Here is a 20,859-nt window from a genome sequence, read left to right as displayed (position 1 = left end):
CCGAGCTGAGGATCGTGCAAATGGTATAGCGAGAAACAAAAATGGACGACTCCTAAGAGTTCCTACGCGCCTCAACACCCTTCACCACTTTACGTTCAAACCGATATTGCCTTCCCATATACGGCTGCGTTCGCCACCAAGATTGGTGGTGTAATCGGCGGTCGCGTAAAGGCTTGCCTTCTCGGTGATGTCGAGGGTCAGGCCGCCACCAACTTCCAGCGAAGTGCCTTTCAGGTCCGTTACAATCGGATCGGTGGCAAAGCGCACAGTCTGATCGGAAGAAAAGTTCTGCCAGAGATTGGCTTTCAGATATGGGCGCAGCTTGCCCATGGACGTATCTTCGGCACCCTGTAAGCGCATTCCGATGCGTCCTGTCCACGCGTTGTCTGAATCAAACGATACAGATGAATAACGGTCTGCCTGATCATCAAGCGAGAGGCTCTGCCAAATGAGCTGTGCCTGCGGCTCCAGCGTCCAGCTTTCGCCAAGCGCAATCGGATAGCCGCCTTCCAGCGAAGCTGTCACCCCATGACCATCGACATCAATGCTCTGCCCTTCATTCGAGCTTGCATCGCCGCCATACCATGTGCCCATCAGCACAGCATCGAGATACCAGCCCTGCGGACCAATATGCGTCCAATAACCGCCAAAGCTGGTGCCGATTACTTCCAAATCACCCACGGCAAGATCATTCCAGCCAAGCGCCTGACCTGTAATGTCACCTGTCACACGAGCATAGCCGAAGAACAGGCCGAAGCGGTCGGAATGGCCGCTATCTGTTTCGCGCCCCCAAAGGTCCTGACCGGCCTGAATGCCGAAAAGCTTGCCATCAAGACCCGGTGCAACTGTGCTTTTCCATTTAGTATCGATATCCTGACCGAACAAACGCGCCCAGGTAGACGGCAGATAACCGCTGCTTCTGAGAAGATCCTGTTCGCCACGGCGCTCATGGAATGTTCCGAGCGTCGTGAGTGCCAGATGATGGGCCACAGGTGGCAAAGCGGAATAAACGGGAACCTCGGCGCGATAAAGCGGAACGACGTCGCTTTCCACGCGCGTGGCGTCCGGTGAGGGTGGAGGCGCGGAAGTTTCCGGCGCGTCAGGCGTCAGGTCTTCTTCCGGGACAACAGGGGCAGGTTGGCTGCCGCTGACCAGCGTCGAGCGCAGATACCAGTTTTCATTGGTATTGGCGGAAACCCCACCTTTAAACAGGAAATATTCGTAAGCACCGGCTGCTACGCGTCCGTTAAGCGAAAACGCACCGCCAGCTGTCGTTGCGCCGTTGAGCGCCTCGACAACCATGATGCCGTCAGAGACGGTAGATGCGCCAGCGCCGCCAACATTGTTGACCACGATACCGGTCGAGCCGGATGCGTTACCCGTATCAATGACCAGTTTGTCTGATGGCGATGCATCGGCACCCAGCACAGTATCAACGAACAGAAGGCCGTTCTGGCCTGTGTAGTTGCCCTTGATGGTGAACGTATCGCTTGTGCTGGAGCCACCATTGGTCAGATCGATACGACCGGCGTTGAAAACCGAAGCAAGCTGGCTGGCCGAAAACGCATTGATGCCGCTTTGCGCAGAACCACCATAGATCGTACTGGCAGCATCGACATTGAGCGTTCCAGTGCCTGTACCAGCATCGCCCAAGGTAAGGGTCGTGTCGAAAGCCAGACGGGTGTCATTGGTGAGATTGATCGTCTCCCAACTGTCAAACCGACCAACCTTGCCGGTCTTGACGTTATCAAACGTCAGCGCATCGACGCCGTCGCCGCCGGTCAGGCGCTTGGTTGCGCCAATATTGGCATCGGTCAGATTGGCAAGCACAGTCGTATCACTGTCAGCGCCCATATCGATATTGCCATAGACAATGCCGCCGCCATTCCAGGTGAACTGGTCATTGCCGAAGCTCATAAGAACGTCGCCGGCCACCGTCCCGCCAGTGATCGTGACATTGTCGGTCCCGCCGCTGACGCTGATATTGCCTCCGATCATGCCATCGGAAATAATGATCGTGTCATTGCCAAAACCCGCAACCAGATTGCGATCGATGGTGCCGCCGGACATGTTGAAATAATTGTTGTCGAGTTTCATGTTGACGCGACCGATACGGCCACCTGTCATTACAGCGTAATCGCCGTCATCAAAAGCATCGACAATTCTGCCACCAGACATGAAGAACGTATCAAGCGCATCGCCCTGATTGAGCGAGCCAATCTCGCCCCCGGTCATGCGGAAATCGTCAATGCCATTGCCCTGCTGGATATTATCGGTGACAGTTCCACCGGAAATGACAAATGCATCCGCACCGTCGCCCTGAATAACGTTACTGGTGATCGTGCCGGAGTGAACCTCAATCCGGTCGGTGCCTGCGCCAAACGTTACATTGCCATTGACTGTACCGTTTCCTCCTGAAGGCAACAACAAGGTGTTATTGCCATTCGTATCGGTCAAGCCGCCAACTGATGTACCGCTATCGCAGATATATGTGTCGTTTCCAGGTGTAGGGGTAAATGAACAGGCTGCTAGAGCCGCAGGTGTTCCAATCATGATACCAATCGAACTAAGAATAGCCGTGCTTGACAGTAGTAAGGCCAAACGAAATTCGATCGCATGATACGTTTGCATTATGTCCCCTCGTGAATTCATGCACACTACGTTTCAGATTAGATAGTGTATAGGGTATATTAGCAAAAAAAATTAAATCGTGCGATGGGTAAGGTGGAGCGATATTGCAATCAATGCTTGTATTGATGTCAACTCCTAAAGCAAACGGATGCTCTCTGATGTAGACCAATTTTCCGCAGCCAATCTCAAAAATCATTTACTGTATTCATTTGCTATACTGTTTCGCGTTCTGCGAACTTCATTGCGAGACTAGGTGCTGGCCAATTACGGCATCTAGCGGAAATACAGCCAAACGGCTTCGACAATGATTTCAGCCGAAAACGATGGAGGCAATAAAGTGAGGCCCGGGGTTGGGTCAGCCAACCCGCAGAACATGAAGCATACCATTGAGGTAACGATGGTTCTCCAAAACAGGTCGAGATTTTCGACTGCGCTCAGCGGGCAATAAACCTTCTATGATAACCCATTCTTGTTCGGCAAGATCGCCACGCCCCATCACCGCTTCCTAAAAGGCTGTCTTGAATCCTGCTTCCGCTGATTAGGCCCTGTAGACAGTTAAACGCCCAAATAGCGATTCTGTATCTCTGTATTCAGTGACTGAGAGTTACCTTGCCAGACTGTTTTGCCGCGCTCCAGTACCACACAGCGGTCGGCAACCGGCAGAAGTTCGGAGAGGGTTTTATCGACGACCAGAATAGACTGGCCGCGTCGCTTTAATTCTCTGACAGCTTTCCAGATTTCCTGGCGGATTACCGGGGCTAGCCCTTCGGTTGCCTCATCGAGCACGATCAGATCCGGGTTGGTCATCAAGGCACGGCCCACAGCCAGCATCTGCTGTTCGCCGCCCGACAGGGTGTTTGCAAGTTGGAGATGGCGTTCTTTCAGGCGCGGGAACAACTCATTGACAGCCTCCAGCGTCCACTCTCCGCGCCGAGCAGATACGAGTAGGTTCTCGGCAACCGTAAGGTTTGGAAAGCAACGACGTCCCTCCGGCACCAAGCCTAATCCAAGGCGCGCAATGCGGTAGGGTGCCATGGCTGAAATATTACGGCCCATAAAACTGACTTTGCCTTTGAGCAGGGGCGTCAAACCAAAAATGGACCGAATCGTGGTGGTTTTCCCCATCCCATTACGTCCCATCAGGGCAACAACCTCACCCTTTTCCACTTGTAGATCAATGCCGAACAGGGCTTGAGATGCACCATAAAATGTTTCGACCTGATTGAGTTCGAGCAACATTATCTGGACTCCCCGAGATAGGCTTCGCGCACCAGTGGATCATTACGAATTTCAGCGCTGGTGCCATGAGCGATGATCCGGCCATAGACCAGCACAGAAATACGATCTGCAAGCGCGAACACTGCGTCCATATCGTGCTCAACCAGCAGAATAGGCACTTCATGGCGCAATTCATCCAAAAAGCTGGTCAGCTGGCTAGACCCTTCAGGGCCCATTCCTGCCATTGGCTCATCAAGTAGCAGCGCTTTTGAACGCAACGCCAGGGCAATGGCTATTTCGAGTTGTCGGCGTTCGCCGTGAGAGAGTTCCGCACTGGGAACGTGTTTCCGCTTCTCAAGCTTAACCCGTTCAAGAACCGCGCTCGCCTCATCTTTCAAAGACGAATCCTGCATTACAGGCTTCCAGAAGCGAAAAGCTGAACCCTGTCGAGCCTGCAAGGCCAGCATCACGTTCCGTAGTGCGGAAAATTCCAGCATAAGAGACGACACTTGAAATGTGCGGCCCAGACCCAGATGAGCCCTTTGCACCAGATCGAGCGGGCCAATATCCTGCCCGCCAAAGTGAACACTGCCGCTGTCGGACTTAATATTTCCCGCGATCTGACCGATCAGCGTCGATTTGCCCGCGCCATTCGGCCCGATCAGCGCGTGGATTTCCCCTTTGCGGAGGTTAAGACTTACATCATCTGTGGCCTTGAGCTTGCCAAAGCTCTTTTGCAGGTTTTTGATTTCCAGAATAGTCTCAGCCATAGCGGACTTTTCCTGCAACCAGGCCGATGATGCCCCCACGCGCAAACATGACCACGCCAAGTAAAATCAGTCCAAAGAAGAATTGCCAATGTTCAACCATTCCGCCGAGCGCAAATTCGAACATGACATAAAGGGTGGCACCGATCAGCGGACCAAACAAACGCCCCGTTCCACCAAGAATAATCAGCACGATCAGCTCGCCCGACATGTGCCATGAAAACAAAGACGGGCTGACAAAGCGATTAAGTTCTACGAAAAGCGCTCCTGCAAGCGCAGTAATCATTCCGGATATGACAAAGGCAACGAGCCGGATTTTTAGCGGAGCAATGCCGAGCGAAGCCATTCGCACTTCATTTTGCCGGGCACCTTCCAGCGCTGCGCCAAAGCGTGAATTGCGAATGCGCGCGAACAAGAACAGCACAACCATCAGTAATCCATATGCGATAATGAAAAAGCTCAGAGGATTGAGGGTATTGAGACCGGGAAAGTTATTACGCATTGCCAGTGACAAGCCGTCTTCACCTCCATAGGCTGGCCAAGAGATTGCGAAATAGTAGATCATCTGAGCGAAGGCGAGCGTGATCATAATGAAATATACGCCAGAGGTTCGCAGGCTGATAATACCGATAAACAGTGCGACCATACCAGCAATAAGCATCGCCACAGGCCAGATGATCAGCATCTGATCACTGCCATGAACCATAATGGGCCAGTTCAATATGGCGCTTTGGTCCATCGCATGTGTGGCCATAACGCCGGCAACATAACCGCCAATGCCGAAAAATGCTGCATGTCCGAAAGAGACCATACCGCCTAGGCCCAGCATGAGGTTAAGCCCTGTGGCTGCCAGTGCCAGAATGGCAATGCGCGTGACCAGAGAAATATAGAATATTTCGCCAAGCTGGTTGGCGACCAAAGCCACCACGGGCAATGCCAAAGCAAAGAGCAGGCTGATTGATAATTCGCGAGTCATTGCTTTTGCCCCTGACATAGCTCAGCTGCATGTTTTTCATATGGCTTGGGGTGCCTATAAAATATTCCGGGATTATCCATTTGCTGCAAACAATCCCCGAGGCCGTATTGTGAGAATAACAGCCATAACGATATAGATGAGCATCGATGCCAAAGCGGTGCCGACTGTGGCAGCTTGTGACGTCTCCATAAATATGGCGAATAATTTCGGCAGCAAAAAGCGCCCCATCGTATCGACTACGCCAACCAGAACCGCTGCCGCAAACGCTCCTTTGACGGAGCCAATCCCGCCAATAACAATTACCACGAAAGCCAAGATCAGAACCGGCTCGCCCATGCCGACCTGCACCGATTGCAACGCACCGACCAATGCCCCGGCAAGACCAGCTAATGTTGCGCCAAGCGCAAAAACGATCGTGTTAAGCCGGGCAATATCAACACCTAACGCGCCGATCATTTCACGGTCAGATTCACCGGCACGAATACGCATACCCAGTCGTGTCTTGGAAATTAACAGGTAAAGCCCTATCGAGACTAAGATACCTACGCCGATAATTGCCAGACGATAGAGCTGATATTGCAATCCACCCGGCAATGTCACCGCCCCCTGTAATATGGGGGGGATATCCAGATAATACGGGAAAGATCCGAAAACCCATCGTGTTGCGTCGGAAAAAATCAATATCAAGGCAAAAGTTGCCAAAACCTGATCCAAATGATTGCGGCTATAAAGTTTTCGGATAACCGCCATTTCGATGACTGCACCTGCCGCCGCCGCCGCAACCAAACTTGCCATCAGTCCGAGCCAGAACGAACCGGTTGCCGCAGCGACCAACGCGCAAGCGAAAGCCCCGATCATAAATAGCGAACCATGGGCGAGATTGATGATCCCCATTACGCCGAAGATCAGGGTCAGGCCGGCCGCCATCAAAAATAGCATGACGCCGAATTGCAGCCCGTTGAGTAATTGCTCAATGAATAGTGCAGACGACAAAACCGCTTCCGTTTCAATATTTTTCGGCTGAAATGAGAAAGTCCGGCAACTGGAAATGACGATAGCAACGGCGAAATTATCGCCGCTGCTACTCAGGCGTTACTCAGAGTTTGCAATCCTGAGCATAAGCGTCGTGACGGTCTTTCAAGCTCGTTGCCACAATCTTGTTGGTCAGAACGCCATCTTCCTTGATGACTTCACGGATATAAATATCCTGAATCGGATGGTTGTTATTGCCGAAGGAGAATTTGCCCCGAACTGAATCAAAATCAGCAGCTTTCATCGCAGCGCGGAAAGCGTCCTTATCGTTCACATCGGCTTTGGCCACCGCAGAAAGAATGAGATTGGCAGCATCAAAGCCCTGTGTTGCATAAAGCGAGGGCAAACGGCCATATTCCTTTTGGAAAGCTTCGACATAAGCCTTGTTGGCTGGATTATCGAGATCCTTCGACCAATGCGATGAGTTCTTCACACCAATCGCCGCATCGCCAATCGCCGCAAGAACGTCCTGATCAAAAGAAAAGCCAGGCCCCATAACAGGAATGGTCATACCCGATTGCGAATATTGCTTCATGAAAGCAATACCCATGCCGCCAGGCAGGAAAAAATAGACCGAATCTGCGCCGGAATTACGGATCTGGGCAATTTCAGCAGCATAATCGGTCTGACCGACTTTCGTGTAGATTTCGCCAGCCAGTCCGCCCTTATAAAAGCGCTTGAAGCCCGTCAGGGCATCCGTGCCTGCCGGATAGTTAGGCGCAAGAATGAAGGTGTTTTTATAGCCAGCATCATTGGCATAATTACCGACCGCCTCGTGCAGATTATCGTTTTGATAGGCTGCATTGAAATAATTGGCGTGGCACCTGGCACCTGCCAAAGCGGAAGGGCCTGCATTGGTGGAAATATAGATTTTGTCTTGCGCCACAACACTTGGCACCACGGCCATGGCAAGGTTGGACCAGACTATACCAGTCAGAATGTCGACCTTATCGCTCTGCACCATTTTATCAGCGATCTGGACCGCCAGTTCCGGCTTTTGCGCATCATCTTCGACGATGACTTCAACGTCCTTATTGCCGGATTGCTTTATCGCAAGTAAAAATCCATCGCGAATATCAATGCCAAGGCCTGCCCCGCCACCGGACAAGGTAGTGATCATCCCGATTTTCAGGGGATCAGCGAGTGCCGGATTGGAAAATACCAGGCCCAGCCCAATGCTGGCGGTTGATAGAGCAAGAGTAATGCGCTTCATCTATGTTCCCTCACAATTTTGGTATCGTTGGATAATAAACTTCTGATGGGTTACAAGCTTTATTTTGCTATTTGTCGTAACCATCGGTGATTATTGACCTTTTCGCTATTTTATAGACATAGGAGCTTGCGTGTAAGCAAATGATCTGGGTCGCTGAGCCCGTCAAGAATGTTCATATGATGCTTTCCAGGCTCGGTGATTTCTTCAACCTGGCAGTTAAACCCGCTCCACATGCTGACCAGAATATGATTTTGTCTGACAAATTCCGGCAATTCATCGGCACCAACCCAGGCTGTCAGATCAATGCCCGCCAGAGGCTCCAGTAAAGCCGGGCTTTCGCTCCGGGCCTGTTCGAGATCAAGCCTAAAGTCTTCGTTCATTTCCAGACGCAGCAAAGGCCGTAAATCACAGACAGGCGAGATGGGTAGGATTTTACGCAAACGCTTTTGCAGCTCAGGGGAAAGCGGCGTGTCTGTTGTAACCATGCGGGCGGATAGGTGTCCGCCTGCCGAATGGCCTGTAATATATAGCGGACCTTCGACCATCGATGCGGCTTTCGTGATTGCCAGGCCGATTTCTTGCGTGATCTCGCCAACCCGCGCTTTGGGGCAGGGCGTATGAGAGGGGAGGGCAACGGCATAACCGTGCGCGACAGGGCCGCGCGCCATATGGGCGAAGAAGCTTTTGTCAAAACGCCGCCAATAGCCGCCATGGATGAAGACAACCAGGCCGCGTGGCGCGCCTTCAGGCGTCACAATATCCAGCACATTGCGCTCACGCGTGCCGTAACGCACATCACTGATAAAGCGTCCCTGCGCTTCCATCTCCTTACGCATCTCTGATGATCGCTCAAGCCATAAAGGCGGATATGAAGCGGACGCTGCGACATGTTCCAGATTGGAATAAGCCAGATCCCAATCTTTGACCTGTGATGCTGCGATGTTGCCCTGCATTCCGATCCCTCCCGAATGGAAACTCAGTAGCAAGATCGGCGACTTATCGCCACCCAAATAAAGATGGCACTTAGTCAAACCGCTAAAAGACACTAGAAAATCGCAGAGGCCGCGCGGCAGTACCGCGCGACCTCTCTTTATTAGTCTGCGCTTGTCTGGATCGCGCTTATTTGCGTGGCAGCAGACGCTGCACTTCTTTTTCCATATCGATGAGCACTTCTTCCGGTGTTGCCGACTGTTCGACAAGGCGCGAGAGATTGTCGACGATGGTCTGCGTGACCTTCACGCCGTTCGAACCGGGGAAAGCATACCAAGGTATCATAATTGACATCTGGTTGAGACCGGCTTTGAAGAGCGGGTTTTCATCGTAGAACGTACCCAGATATTCGTCTGATTTCGCGGCCAGTTCATTGTTGGGCACATATCCTGTGCCTGGTACAACCACGGAAGCGCCATAAGGACCGGCAGCGAATTTGGCGAATTTCCAGGCTGCATCCTGCTTGGCTTCGTCTTCGGTCAGAATGATAACCGCATTACCGCCGGTTGGCAGACGCCCGTTTTCAGAGTCGATCAGCGGAATTTTTGCTGTACGCAGATCGAATTTGTCGCCAACGCTGTTGATGGTATTGCGCAGCCCACCGGTGCTCTGGAATGCAAAGCCAACTTTACCGGCAGCAAAGGACTGTTCGCCAGCCTGCTTGGTCAGTACCGGCATGCCGCCTTCCTTGACCATGCGGTCAATCAGCTTAAGGCTTTCAAGCCCTTCCGGTCCGCCGAAAGCAACTTTCTTTTCATCTTCGGACAGCATTGTGCCGCCAGCACCAAACAAGAGGGCAGAGAACATCCAGTCATCGCCCTGCCAGCGGAAATCAATACCCTCATTGCCATCGCCGAGAGCTTTGATTTTACCGCCAAGTTCGATCACTTCGTCCCAGGTGGTGGGCGGTGTATCAGGGTTGCCACCAGCAGCACGCACCAGATCGGCATTATAATACATGATTGGATTGGAGGTTGCGAAAGCAAGACCAACCTGGCGGTCGCCAACGCGTGCAAGCTTCAGGATGTTTTCGGAAAAGCCCTGCGCGTCCATATCCTCTTCCTGATCGACACGCGGCTTGAGATCAAGGCCGATATTGCGCTCAGTCAGCAGCCGAAGGCGATTGAGGCCGGTAAAGGTAATATCAGGCATATCCGGTGAGCCGGCCTGACGCATGATTGTCTGGATGCCTTCTTCATAGGTGGCCGAAGGACTAACAAAATTGATCTTGATATCCGGGTTTTCTTCCATGAACTTCTCGGAGATGTTGGCCATTACATCTTTAAAGAAACCGGGCATCGGATAATGAACGTTAAGGTTTGTCTCAGCCAAGGCAGGCGTAGCAAACCCCGTTGCAATCACTGCTGCAGCAAACGCGCTGGAAAGCCGTTTCATAATATTACCTTTCAACAACTTGGGGAGGGGAGGAGGGGGACTGAAAATCACCCTTTCAGTCCTGTAAGGGTGATGCCTTCGATAAAGCGGCGCTGTGCCGCCAAGAAAGCAAGGAGTAGGGGAAGCGTGATGATCAGTGTGGCTGCCATAAGCGCACCGTAATTGTCGCCCGATTCAGCGGCGCGGAAATAAAGCAGGCCAAGGGGTGGCGTAGAGCGCTCGATGCTGTTGACGACGATGAGCGGCCAGAAAAGATCATTCCAGTGTGCGACCACCGAAAAGATTGAAAAGGCGGTGATTGCTGGCCAGGCATTGGGGACGATCACGCGGGCGATAATTCCGGCTTCGGACATGCCATCAAGGCGCGCAGCACTCATCAGATCATCCGGCATCGAGCGGAAGAATTGCAGGAAAAGAAATATGCCGAAGACCGTGATGAAGAACGGCGCGCAAAGGGCAAAAAACGTATTAAGCAGACCAAGCTTGCTGAAGCTGACATAGAAGGGCAGGGCTGTTGCATGAATAGGCACAAGCAGGCCCAGTAAGACCAGGATCATCATGGCGCGCTGGCCACGGAACTTCAGCTTTGCCATTGCATAGGCGCAAGGCACGGCGACAATGATCTGCACCGTCAGGATTATCGCGCAAACCATAATCCCATTGAGCAATAGTTGCAGCATGGGAATGCGACTAAATGCTTTGCCGAGATTTTCCAGCAGCGCCCAGTTCTGCGGTATCAGCATGAGAGAAGACGAGAAGATGTCTTGCTGAGATTTTGCGGCCGTCGAAAGCATGAAGACGTAAGGCGCGAGAAAGACAACGGCACCCAGCGAAAGCAGAGACAGCCTAATAGTGCGAGCGACAGTCATTGTTGACCTCAATAATGTACGCGGCGATCCAGCACGCGGAATTGCAGCAGCATCAGAACGACCAGAACAGCGAGGAAAATGACCGTCAGGGCGGAGGCATAGCCAACTCGCAAATAGACAAAGCCTTCCTGATAGATCGTATAGAGCAGCACTTCGGTTGACTTGTTCGGGCCCCCTTCGGTGAGGGTTTTGACGGTCTCGAACACCTTGACGGAATTGATGACGCTGATGGTGGTGACAAAGAGCGTGGTTGGGCCAAGCAGCGGCCATGTCACTAGACGAAAACGCTCCCAACTGCTTTTCACGCCGTCGACTTCCGCTGCAGAATAGAGTTCACGCGGGATGGCTGTGAGGCCGGCCAGAAACAGCACCATGTTAAAGCCCACGCTTTGCCAGACGCCGATCATCGCAATGCTGATAAGCGCGGTGTCGCTGGAGCCAAGCCAGTTTGGTCCCTCGATGCCGATCATGGAAAGCAGGGCATTAACCGGGCCAAGCGTGGGATGGAGCAGATATTGCCAAACTGTCGCCATCGCCACGAGAAGCGAGACTGCAGGCAGAAAATAGACCGTACGGAAAAAGGATTTGCCCCGCGTTTCGCTTTCAATCAGCATCGCCACCCCCAGGCTGAGAAATATGGAGGCCGGGGCAACAACTGCGGTGTAAAAGGTGGTGTTTTTCAGTGAAGTGAGGAACGTGCGATCGCTGAACAGCTCGCGATAATTGTCAAATCCGATAAATTCGAAACCATCATAACCAAGCTCGAAATCCGTCAGGCTCAAGATGAGCACGGCAAATGTCGGCAGCAAAATGAGAAGAAATGTCAGCGTTATTGCGGGGGCAGCAAGCTTCCATGCCTGACGCTCTTCTCTAAGGCGAGCATTTTGCTCCCCGGTGCGGGCGGTCATGAGGGCGGGAGATTGTAAAACCGTATCAGACATAGGCAGGTGCCTTCTGATTTTCTGCGGTATGAATATGTGTGCCCATTGGCAGACGCAGGCGTAGCCCGTCTTCGCCAAACAGATGCGCTTTATCAGCCGAAAACTGGAGCCCGACCGGCTGGCCGGTGACGATATCAGTAGTTTCCTCCGGCGTAAGCTTTACAGAAAATTCGCATGCCGCACCTTTGGTCCGGACATAAACGAGCACTTCCGAGCCAAGAAATTCAATGCGGGAAATAGTGCCTGTAATACCGGTTTTGACGTCGCGTGTGATTTTGAAATGTTCCGGGCGTATGCCGACCCGTAAAACTGTATCAGCATAAGCCGGTACATCAAATAATATCGGGCGACCGCCAAAGTGGACGATGCCGCCATCGCTCGCCAGGCAATCGAGAATATTGATATGTGGTGTTCCTATAAATTTCGCGACATCAATATGGCGTGGATCATTGTAAAGCGCTTCAGGCGCATCGATCTGCAGCAGTTTTCCGCCCATCATCACAGCCACGCGGTCCGCCATGCTGAGAGCTTCCGCCTGATCATGTGTTACGTAGATCGTTGGAACACCTGCACGCCGGTGCAGCTCCACAATCTCTGCGCGGGTATGAACACGCAAATTGGCGTCGAGGTTGGAAAGCGGCTCATCCATCAAAAAAACACCGGGCTGGCGCACGAGTGCACGAGCAAGTGCCACTCGCTGGCGCTGGCCTCCAGACATCTGGCCTGGCTTTCGGTCCAGTAAATAATCAATTTTGAGGCTTCGGGCGGTTGTTTCAACCTGCGCTTTAATGCGCGCAAGTTTGGCTTTGCGGGCTGGGATCAGGTTTCCGATCAAAGGCAGGCGTTCTGCCGTGCTGAGATCTCGCATGGCGAGCGGCACAGCAATATTCTGCGATGTGGTGAGATGTGGGTAAAGCGCGTAGGACTGGAATACCATGGCGATATTCCGGTCAGCCGGATGCGCACCCGTGATATCGCGCCCACCCAGCTGGATATGGCCGGTATCCGCGTGATCAAGCCCGGCAAGAATACGCAAAAGCGTGCTCTTGCCACAACCGGATGGGCCGACCAGAGCGATAAATTCGTCATCTTCAACATCGATCGAAATGCCATCAAGGATATGGTTGTCGCCATAATGCTTGCTGATATTCTGAATTGAGAGAGCACTCATCAATTGCTCTCCTCAGCACTCACTTTGACACTATCTTCCGTATGTTTTGGATAGACTTCGTGCGCAACATCATCGAGCAGATGCGGCGTCAGCGATGCGATTTCGACGATTTCTGTTCTGAAGTTGTCGTCAAGATCATGGATAACCGCGCCGAGAATACGCTGTCCCGGCAAGTCCCTTTCCATGTTGCCGACGATAAAACTGCTGGCCGGGCACCAGATACATTCAATGCCGTGTGCCACAGTTGCGTGGGCGCGATGAAGGTGACCGCTTGCATGAAGGCGGACATTATGCGCCGCAAACAAATCATAATGGCGCTGTCGTGCTGCGGGGCGAATGCCCCAATAGCCAGTATCCCCTTCGTCTGGCTTATCGACGAAAAGCGGCTTATGGGCGAAGATTGCCACCGGCCTGCCATCGGTGTTTTGAAGCTCATTCTCCAGCCACAGAAATTGCGCTTCTTCCTCTTCGCCATCGCTACCAATGATGAGGCTGTTTAGCCCAATAAGACGCCAGTTGCCAAAGTCTTCGGCCCACCGATCAGGCCCGATATGCTGATGCCACCGGGCGAGACGCTGCGCGTTGACCGGCTGGTGGGACCCCGGCAAATGGCCGATATCGTGATTGCCGGGAACGTAAATGATACGTACCGGTAACTCATCGAAGAGTGCGCGGCAAAACAACAGATCTTTCTCAACATCTGCGCCATCAACCGCGAGATCGCCCGTGTGAATAATCAGATCCGGCTTTTGCTCTTTTATCCATTCGACAAGCGGCTCCCAATTATTATTGAAATGAGGTTTGCCGGGGCTCAAATGTGTATCGGAGATCTGAATAATCCGCACGGGTCTGTTCCTTTGTCTATTCAAAAAGACTGCGGCCGTGACGGATAGATTACGATTGGCCGCAGGATCGAAATTGCCTGGCAATTCCGAATTTCTGTGCGGCTTGTAAGGTTCTTCTGTAACAGCTGTGCTGCAGCTTAATGACAGTTTGATGTATGTTCAGGTTAAAGGCAGGGTTCTACAATCTGATAGCGTGCATTCCGATATCCGCTTGGCGGGTGAGATTTTCGGCGCACGGCAAAACATACAGCCAGCCTACCCTGCGTACCGGAAAAAACAGGCCGAAGTAAATAAAAGGGTAGGGGGCCACTGCCCAGATAAGATTAATTATTGAAGCTGCGCTTGCTCTGGCAGATGTGGAGAAAGCTTAGCGGATCATTATAATTGCGGATCCGATACGCAGGTGCAAAGCCGCCCAGCATTAATGCCCAAACAGCTCATAAAAGCGGCCTGGGCATCAATAAAAAGGTTCAAAGATTGTACTGTTGACGAGCAATATCGCCAAGCCCGGCTTTATCCAGACTGCTTAGTGGAGCTAAGAATGTCACCTGGATCACGCCAGGATCACGACCAATTTCAATCGCACCATTGATTGTCGCACGGTTGCGGACTTCTGCAACGCTCATTTCCAACAGTCGGGCAGCTCTTTCCAGACCGTTTAAAATAGCAGCATTCATATTTGCAGCCGTGCCGATTACAGAGATTGGTGCAACGTCTTCGATCTTTTTGACGCTCCATTGCTGCGCCAGCATAGCGGCTCGCTTCTTCTCCTCATCACTGAACGGTCGGGCAAGCGGCGGGAGATCTTCAAGAAGAGGAAATAATACCGGTCCATCGTTATTGTAGTTTTTCAGAACCTCAACCTGCAGTGTCACACTACCGGCAACGTCCATCGTATGGCCGGCAATCTCACCATCGCCTTGAGAGGCATGCATATCGCCCATATAAACGCCTGCTCCGCGCACTTTGACCGGACAAACCATAACCGCACCCGGACGAACCGCGTCGATGTCCATATGACCATCGGTTTTGTGCTGCTGCAATTCATCCGCGGTCAAAGCATATTCATGCGGCGCACCAACCAGAAATGATCCGAAATCACCAGCATTGTGCGAGTCCGGCATGGCTTTAGACGGAGTTGTGCCAAGCTGCCCCAAAAAAGGTCGCATTCTAACAATTGCACCGACGAGATCGGCGGGTGCGTAATTCAGAATCGAGTGTTGGGCCGACTCGTCGGGAAGAGATGCGTATTGGTTTGCATTCTGCGCAATACGCTTGGCTGCAGCGGAATCCACAGTTAGCCCCACACCCTGCGTGATATCGAAGACAACCGTATAACCATGCTCAATGCTAAAAGGTTTGATAGGGTTTCCGCACTTATTGCATCGAACAGAATCCTGGCCGACACCTTCAATGTGGGTCTCAGGCCAGACCTCATCACAAGTTGGGCAGCGAGCAGCAACGAATGGGTCACCCAAACAATATTGATTGGAAACCATGTCGTTTCCAGATGCTGTGGCTAGCGACGTCACTGAAATATCGCGGATGCGGATGATGACGCCATCACCAATCTCTGCACCTTCTACATATACCGGCTTGGTAACCTCGTGCCCACCGCGCAATTTTGGTGTGATCATTGGCCCCCAGCAGCCGGGCGCCGTATTTGCAATGATAGTGCCGCCATTCTGAAGCGGGCCGAGCATTGGCAGATTGGGGTCCAGTACGCTGTTTGTGAAGCCGTCAACTACTACGCTGCGTTTAGCGGCGATAACTGTTGTGTCTGCCATATGAACCTCTGTGCGCTATGATTGCTAAATGCGATTACATCATGGATGAAGGGAGAAACCAAGTTGCCGTCATGAGATGGGAGGCAATGAAGCTCTTAGTAATATAATTTACAGAGCCTTTTTATTTGGACCAAAGCCGACAGGCTATTCTGCTAATGCGCGCATTCCCGTTATAGCAGTAGAAATATGTTCCATAATCTATCTTATGCAATCGACTGGTGTAGCCGGGGTACATTCGTTTTGTAAACCGACATTGCGCGGCCATTATCTGTTACTAACCCCAGTGAAGGCTTGGTCCCCAATGCCTGAAATGTCATCATATGGCGAAATCCGGTCCCCCAGCCGCGGAGAATATGCATGCGTTATCAGTTCGATCTTTTTACCCCTCCCGTCGAGGATGGGAAGAAACGGATAGAACAGCGCCCTGTCCGCAGCAAGGCCCGCAAATTGGACGCAATGGACGAGGCTGAGATGGTCCGACATCTCAAGAATAGCGGGCGTTATCGCATCTTGCGGAGGCTCGATGCGCCGCCGGTTGTTCCCGATGCGGACAGCTTTGCTTTTCCGCGGCTTGGCGTTGTCGTCGACACTGAAACCACCGGTCTCAGTGCCATGCAGGATGAAATCATCGAAATCGGTGCGGTTGCTTTTCGCTATGCAGATGACGGTTCGATCGGTGACGTTTGCGCAACCTTCGGCGCATTGCAGGAGCCGACGAAGCCGATACCCGCTGCAATCACGCGTATTACCGGTATTTCCGACGAGATGGTGAAGGGCCAGACAATTCCGCGCGAAGAGTTGGAAGCTCTGATTGGAGAGGCCGATCTTGTCATCGCGCATAATGCTGGCTTTGATCGCCCATTCCTGGAACGCTTCTCTCCGGTTTTTGCGACGAAGCCCTGGGCTTGCTCGGTGAAAGAAATCGACTGGACAGCACGCGGTTTTGAAGGCGCCAAACTGGGCTACCTTGTTGGCCAAAGCGGCTATTTCCACAATGGCCACCGTGCGGAGGACGATTGTCAGGCTTTGCTTGCTGTGCTCAATAACACCTCCCGCATGGGGACGCCTTTTGCGGAGTTGCTGGAAGCCAGCCAACGCGCGCGCTTGCGCATCTATGCTGAAAACAGTCCTTTCGAGATGAAAGACCAACTCAAAGCGCGCGGCTATCGTTGGTCGGACGGCAACGGAGGCCGGCCAAAATCATGGTGGACGGAAGTTGGTGAAGAGGAGCTTGAAGCGGAGCTGGAGTATCTGCGCACCGAGATTTACGGTTGGCGCGATGCCGACCCGCTGATCCAGAAGCTCACTGCACTGGATCGCTATAAGGAGCGCGGGCCAACAAGGTCCGCAGCCGCGCTGAAATAGTGGGCTTCAGCTGATGCGCGCCCGCTTGCGACGGCCTGAAAGCGGCCTGGGTATGGCGTCGATCAGCGCTTTGGTATAGGGGTGCTGCGGATTGTCGAAAACTTCGCCGGTCGGCCCTTCTTCGACAAAACGGCCTTGATAAATAACTGCCACGCGATCGGTGATGGCGCGCACCACGCCAAGATCGTGACTGATGAAGAGATAGGACAGGCCGAATTTCTCCTGCAAATCCATCATCAGGTTTAAAACCTGCGCCTGAATGGAAACATCGAGTGCCGAGACCGGCTCATCGGCTACGATCAGCGCCGGCCTTGTAATCACTGCGCGGGCGATAGCAATGCGCTGGCGCTGCCCGCCGGAAAACTCGTGCGGATACTTCTCTGCCGATGCCTTCGGCAGACCGACCGCTTCCAGCACTTCTATAACACGTTCCTCGCGCTCTTTGACGCTCGTGCCGCGTTCCAGCGAAATAATCGGCTCGGATATGATGCGTTTGACCGTATGGCGCGGGTCAAGTGAACCGTAAGGGTCCTGAAAGACGGCCTGAAAACTCTTGCGCGCCTCGCGCAGAGCGGTGCGATTGAGTGTGTAAATATCCTGCCCGTTAATGAGCACCTGCCCTGATTGCGGCTTTTCAAGCCCCATTACGGTGTGCGCAAGCGTGGATTTTCCGGAGCCACTTTCGCCGACGATGCCAAGGCTTTGCCCTGCTTGGATTTCGGCGCTGACGCCGTGCAGGATACGCAGCCTACCCGGCTTTGAGAAAAATGAGACGCGTGGAAGATTATACTCGCGCACCACATCGCGGATTTGCAGGATGGCTTTGCTCATAGAGCCATCTCGCCACTGCGCGGATGAAAGCACGCTGCCCGATGCACAACTCCGTTGTTTTTATCAAGCATATCGAGCGGCGGAATGGCCTGACGGCAGTCGTTTTGCACAAAGGCGCAGCGGCCGGCAAAACTGCAATAAGGCGGTCGTGCCAGCGGATCAGGCACCACGCCCGGAATGGCCGCCAGACGCTGGCGCCTGTCTGAATGATTGTGAGACTGCGCCGTAATAAGAGGGGATGCAGTAAATAGTCCGCGTGTATAAGGATGCGCCATGCGGCGGAAGACGGCTTCTGTAGGGCCTGTTTCGACAATCCGGCCTGCATACATGACGGCGATCCGGTCGGTCATTTCCGATACTACACCAAGATCGTGGGTGATCAGCATGAGCGCAGTTCCCGTTTCATCAACCAGCTCATCCATGAGGTCGAGAATCTGCGCTTGCACAGTGACATCGAGCGCCGTCGTCGGCTCGTCGGCGATCAGAAGGTCCGGCTCGCAGGCAATGGCAATCGCGATCATAACGCGCTGGCGCTGCCCGCCCGAAAGCTGGTGCGGATAAAGCCCGAGATTGAAACGCGGCGCGGGCAAGCCCACGCGATCGAGTAATGAACGGGCTTTTCGTTCGGAATCCGCCCGACTTTCTCCCAGATGCAATCGGCGGCCTTCAGCGATCTGCGTACCGATGGATTTGATCGGGTTGAGCGCCGTCATAGGCTCTTGGAAGATCATAGCCATGCGCCGCCCGCGCATTTTGCAGAGCTGCGCTTCCGGCATGGACATAAGATTTTCCCCATCGAAGCGCAATGTGCCGCGCACCCGCATACGATCCGGCAGCAGCCCCATGGCGGCAAGTGCTGTGATGGACTTGCCGCTGCCGGATTCTCCCACAATGCCGAGGCGCTCGCCGCGACCAAGTGTCAACGTGATACCGGAGACAATGTCGGCAATCTGGAATCCAGTTGAGGATTGGATGGACATATCTGCCATTTCAAGCAGGGGCACCATCATCGCTCTCTCCTCACGCGCGGGTCGAGCACATCGCGCAGGCCGTCACCAAGCATATTGAGGCCCAGAACGGCCAGCGTGATAGCAAGGCCGGGGAATATGGCAAGCCATGGTGCATCGTAAATGAAGGTCTGAGCATCGTTGAGCATCTTGCCCCAGCTTGGCATTGGTGGCTGCGTGCCGAGTCCGACATAGGAAAGCCCGGCCTCCGCGACGATGGCGAGCGCGAACTGGATCGTCGCCTGAACGATTAATATGTGATTGATATTGGGGAGCACATGCAACAACGTGATCGAAATGTCCCCTCGCCCGGCGCAGCGCGCCGCCAATACATATTCGCGTTTCCACAGCCCAAGCGACGCTCCGCGTGTAATACGCGTAAAGACCGGAATATTGAAAATTCCGATGGCGATCATTGCGTTGATCGCGCCGGGGCCAAAAATGGCGGTGATGATAACGGCGGTCAGAAGCGCAGGGAAAGCGAAGGTCATATCTGTCATGCGCATGACAGCCCCGTCGATCACCCCTCCCCGCGCCGCTGCGAAAGCCCCAAGCGGAATGCCGATCCCCGCTCCAACCAGCACGGCAATGATTGACACGGCGATGGAATTGCGCGCACCGACCATGATCATGGAAAAGACATCGCGCCCGAAATTATCGGTGCCGAAAAAATGAGTGAAACCGGGTCCTTCCAACTTATCATGGAAATTCATCGTGGTCGGAGAGAATGGCGTCCAGACGAAAGAGCCAAGCGCCATGGCCATAAGGATTAAGGTAATCAGCAGGCCCAGAAACAGGCTGCGGCTCATGGAAAGCGTCCGGAAAATACCGGGCTTCGGCAGGGTTTGTGCCTCGCTCATCGACTGGCCCCAGTCGAAAGACGCGGATCGATGAAGCCATAGACGAGATCGACAATGAAATTAACCGCGATCACGGATGCGGCAAGCAATGTCACCAAAGATTGCACAGTAACAAGATCACGCTGCGCAATGGCCTGAAAGACCAGTCGCCCTAGACCGGGAAGATTGAAGACGTTCTCGATGATGATGGTTCCGGCAAGCAGAAAAGAAAATTGCAGGCCAATGATCGTAACCACCGGGATCAGCGCGTTTGGTACTGCATGACGCCACAGTGCAGCTTTGCGTGTGAGTCCTTTTGCCCGTGCGGTACGCACGAAATCCTCGCCCAAAGTTTCGATCACTGCCGAACGGGTGACGCGGGCGAGAATTGCAGCCAGAGGCAACGCCAGCGCGAGTGCGGGTAAGAACAACGAACGAATACCATTCCAGAATCCACCCTCCCATCCCGCAAAACTGGATACTGGAAACCAGCCAAGATGCAGTGCGAAAAGCAGGATCAGCAAAAGAGCCAGCCAGAAATTCGGAATTGCGACACCGATCTGCGCCACGCCCATGGAAAGCACCTCGCCAGTACTGCCGCGTCTGGCTGCCGCATAGACCCCGACCGGAATGGCAACAGCAACAGACAGCAGCATGGACAGTAGCGCAAGCGGCAACGTGATCATGATGCGTGGACCCAGCAACTCGCTGATCGGCACGGAATAGGTGTAGCTGGTACCGAAATCGCCGACAAAAAAGCCGCCGATCCATTCGAGATAACGCCACCAGAGCGGCTGATCGAGGCCGAGCTGCTTGTGCAATGCGGCCAGCGTTTCAGGCTGCGCATTGATACCGAGAATGACCGCTGCCGGATCGCCCGGCAATATCTGCATCAGCAGAAAGACGATGATGGAGGCCGCGAGCGTCGTCAGCAGGAGCGACCCCAGTCGGCCGAATATATAAGCCAGCACAGCGACTTCCT

Annotated in this window: 18 protein-coding genes; 1 reads left to right on the top strand and 17 read right to left on the bottom strand. The window is 53.3% G+C overall.

The features are described 5' to 3' along the window. Positions 1 to 81 precede the first annotated feature (81 nt). The 13 genes from KUG47_RS07180 to KUG47_RS07120 all read right to left on the bottom strand — a co-directional run bounded on the left by KUG47_RS07180 (position 82) and on the right by KUG47_RS07120 (position 15,835). Entirely contained in the window at positions 82 to 2,553 is a 2,472-nt protein-coding gene (locus tag KUG47_RS07180; protein WP_422718063.1) for an autotransporter family protein, read from the bottom strand. A 633-nt stretch (positions 2,554 to 3,186) separates the two neighbouring features. Next, the gene (locus KUG47_RS07175) at positions 3,187 to 3,870 is read right to left on the bottom strand and encodes an ABC transporter ATP-binding protein (protein ID WP_254799351.1); all 684 of its coding nucleotides are present in this window, start codon (positions 3,868 to 3,870) and stop codon (positions 3,187 to 3,189) included. After that, positions 3,870 to 4,619: an ABC transporter ATP-binding protein gene (locus KUG47_RS07170; RefSeq protein ID WP_217677261.1), complete on the bottom strand. Its 750-nt coding sequence runs from the start codon at positions 4,617 to 4,619 to the stop codon at positions 3,870 to 3,872. The genes KUG47_RS07175 and KUG47_RS07170 overlap by 1 nt, the downstream gene beginning before the upstream one ends. Next, a complete protein-coding gene (locus KUG47_RS07165; RefSeq protein WP_217677260.1) occupies positions 4,612 to 5,592 on the bottom strand; it encodes a branched-chain amino acid ABC transporter permease in 981 nt (326 codons plus the stop codon). The genes KUG47_RS07170 and KUG47_RS07165 overlap by 8 nt, the downstream gene beginning before the upstream one ends. Positions 5,593 to 5,664: 72 nt before the next feature. Beyond that, entirely contained in the window at positions 5,665 to 6,585 is a 921-nt protein-coding gene (locus tag KUG47_RS07160) for a branched-chain amino acid ABC transporter permease (protein ID WP_217677259.1), read from the bottom strand. A gap of 103 nt (positions 6,586 to 6,688) precedes the next feature. Then, positions 6,689 to 7,837, bottom strand: a complete 1,149-nt coding sequence (locus KUG47_RS07155) for an ABC transporter substrate-binding protein (protein WP_217677258.1) — start codon at positions 7,835 to 7,837, stop codon at positions 6,689 to 6,691. 110 nt (positions 7,838 to 7,947) lie between these two features. After that, a complete protein-coding gene (locus KUG47_RS07150; RefSeq protein WP_254799349.1) occupies positions 7,948 to 8,790 on the bottom strand; it encodes an alpha/beta hydrolase in 843 nt (280 codons plus the stop codon). A 166-nt stretch (positions 8,791 to 8,956) separates the two neighbouring features. Then, positions 8,957 to 10,222, bottom strand: coding sequence for an ABC transporter substrate-binding protein (locus KUG47_RS07145; RefSeq protein WP_217677257.1), 1,266 nt, complete (start codon positions 10,220 to 10,222; stop codon positions 8,957 to 8,959). Positions 10,223 to 10,269: 47 nt separating this feature from the next. Next, entirely contained in the window at positions 10,270 to 11,091 is an 822-nt protein-coding gene (locus KUG47_RS07140) for a carbohydrate ABC transporter permease (protein ID WP_217677256.1), read from the bottom strand. An 8-nt stretch (positions 11,092 to 11,099) separates the two neighbouring features. Next, complete coding sequence (locus KUG47_RS07135; protein WP_254799398.1) at positions 11,100 to 11,999, bottom strand: carbohydrate ABC transporter permease; 900 nt, start codon at positions 11,997 to 11,999, stop codon at positions 11,100 to 11,102. Between the two features lie 25 nt (positions 12,000 to 12,024). Then, entirely contained in the window at positions 12,025 to 13,203 is a 1,179-nt protein-coding gene (locus tag KUG47_RS07130; protein WP_217677254.1) for an ABC transporter ATP-binding protein, read from the bottom strand. Continuing rightward, positions 13,203 to 14,048, bottom strand: a complete 846-nt coding sequence (locus tag KUG47_RS07125; RefSeq protein WP_217677401.1) for a metallophosphoesterase family protein — start codon at positions 14,046 to 14,048, stop codon at positions 13,203 to 13,205. The genes KUG47_RS07130 and KUG47_RS07125 overlap by 1 nt, the downstream gene beginning before the upstream one ends. A gap of 470 nt (positions 14,049 to 14,518) precedes the next feature. Continuing rightward, positions 14,519 to 15,835, bottom strand: coding sequence for an acetamidase/formamidase family protein (locus KUG47_RS07120; RefSeq protein WP_217677253.1), 1,317 nt, complete (start codon positions 15,833 to 15,835; stop codon positions 14,519 to 14,521). 357 nt (positions 15,836 to 16,192) lie between these two features. Between KUG47_RS07120 and KUG47_RS07115 the strand changes: the two genes are divergently transcribed. After that, positions 16,193 to 17,200 carry a 3'-5' exonuclease gene (locus tag KUG47_RS07115; RefSeq protein WP_217677252.1) on the top strand — a complete coding sequence of 336 codons (1,008 nt, stop codon included), beginning with the start codon at positions 16,193 to 16,195 and terminating at the stop codon, positions 17,198 to 17,200. 6 nt (positions 17,201 to 17,206) lie between these two features. Here the strand turns inward: KUG47_RS07115 and KUG47_RS07110 are convergent, their stop codons facing one another. The 4 genes from KUG47_RS07110 to KUG47_RS07095 are packed head-to-tail and all read right to left on the bottom strand — an operon-like array spanning position 17,207 to position 20,848. Next, the gene (locus tag KUG47_RS07110) at positions 17,207 to 18,031 is read right to left on the bottom strand and encodes an ATP-binding cassette domain-containing protein (RefSeq protein WP_217677251.1); all 825 of its coding nucleotides are present in this window, start codon (positions 18,029 to 18,031) and stop codon (positions 17,207 to 17,209) included. Further along, positions 18,028 to 19,041, bottom strand: coding sequence for an ABC transporter ATP-binding protein (locus KUG47_RS07105; protein ID WP_217677250.1), 1,014 nt, complete (start codon positions 19,039 to 19,041; stop codon positions 18,028 to 18,030). The genes KUG47_RS07110 and KUG47_RS07105 overlap by 4 nt, the downstream gene beginning before the upstream one ends. Beyond that, positions 19,038 to 19,898 (bottom strand): ABC transporter permease, encoded by an 861-nt coding sequence (locus KUG47_RS07100; protein WP_217677249.1) that lies wholly within the window; start codon positions 19,896 to 19,898, stop codon positions 19,038 to 19,040. The genes KUG47_RS07105 and KUG47_RS07100 overlap by 4 nt, the downstream gene beginning before the upstream one ends. Beyond that, a complete protein-coding gene (locus tag KUG47_RS07095) occupies positions 19,895 to 20,848 on the bottom strand; it encodes an ABC transporter permease (protein WP_217677248.1) in 954 nt (317 codons plus the stop codon). Before KUG47_RS07095 ends, KUG47_RS07100 begins: the two co-directional genes overlap by 4 nt. Positions 20,849 to 20,859 lie beyond the last annotated feature (11 nt).

The sequence above is a fragment of the Falsochrobactrum tianjinense genome (assembly GCF_019100495.1).
Taxonomy (GTDB): Bacteria; Pseudomonadota; Alphaproteobacteria; order Rhizobiales; family Rhizobiaceae; genus Brucella; species Brucella tianjinense.
The sequence above is the reverse complement of the archived record's forward strand: the minus strand, read 5'-3'. Positions and strand labels throughout refer to the sequence as shown.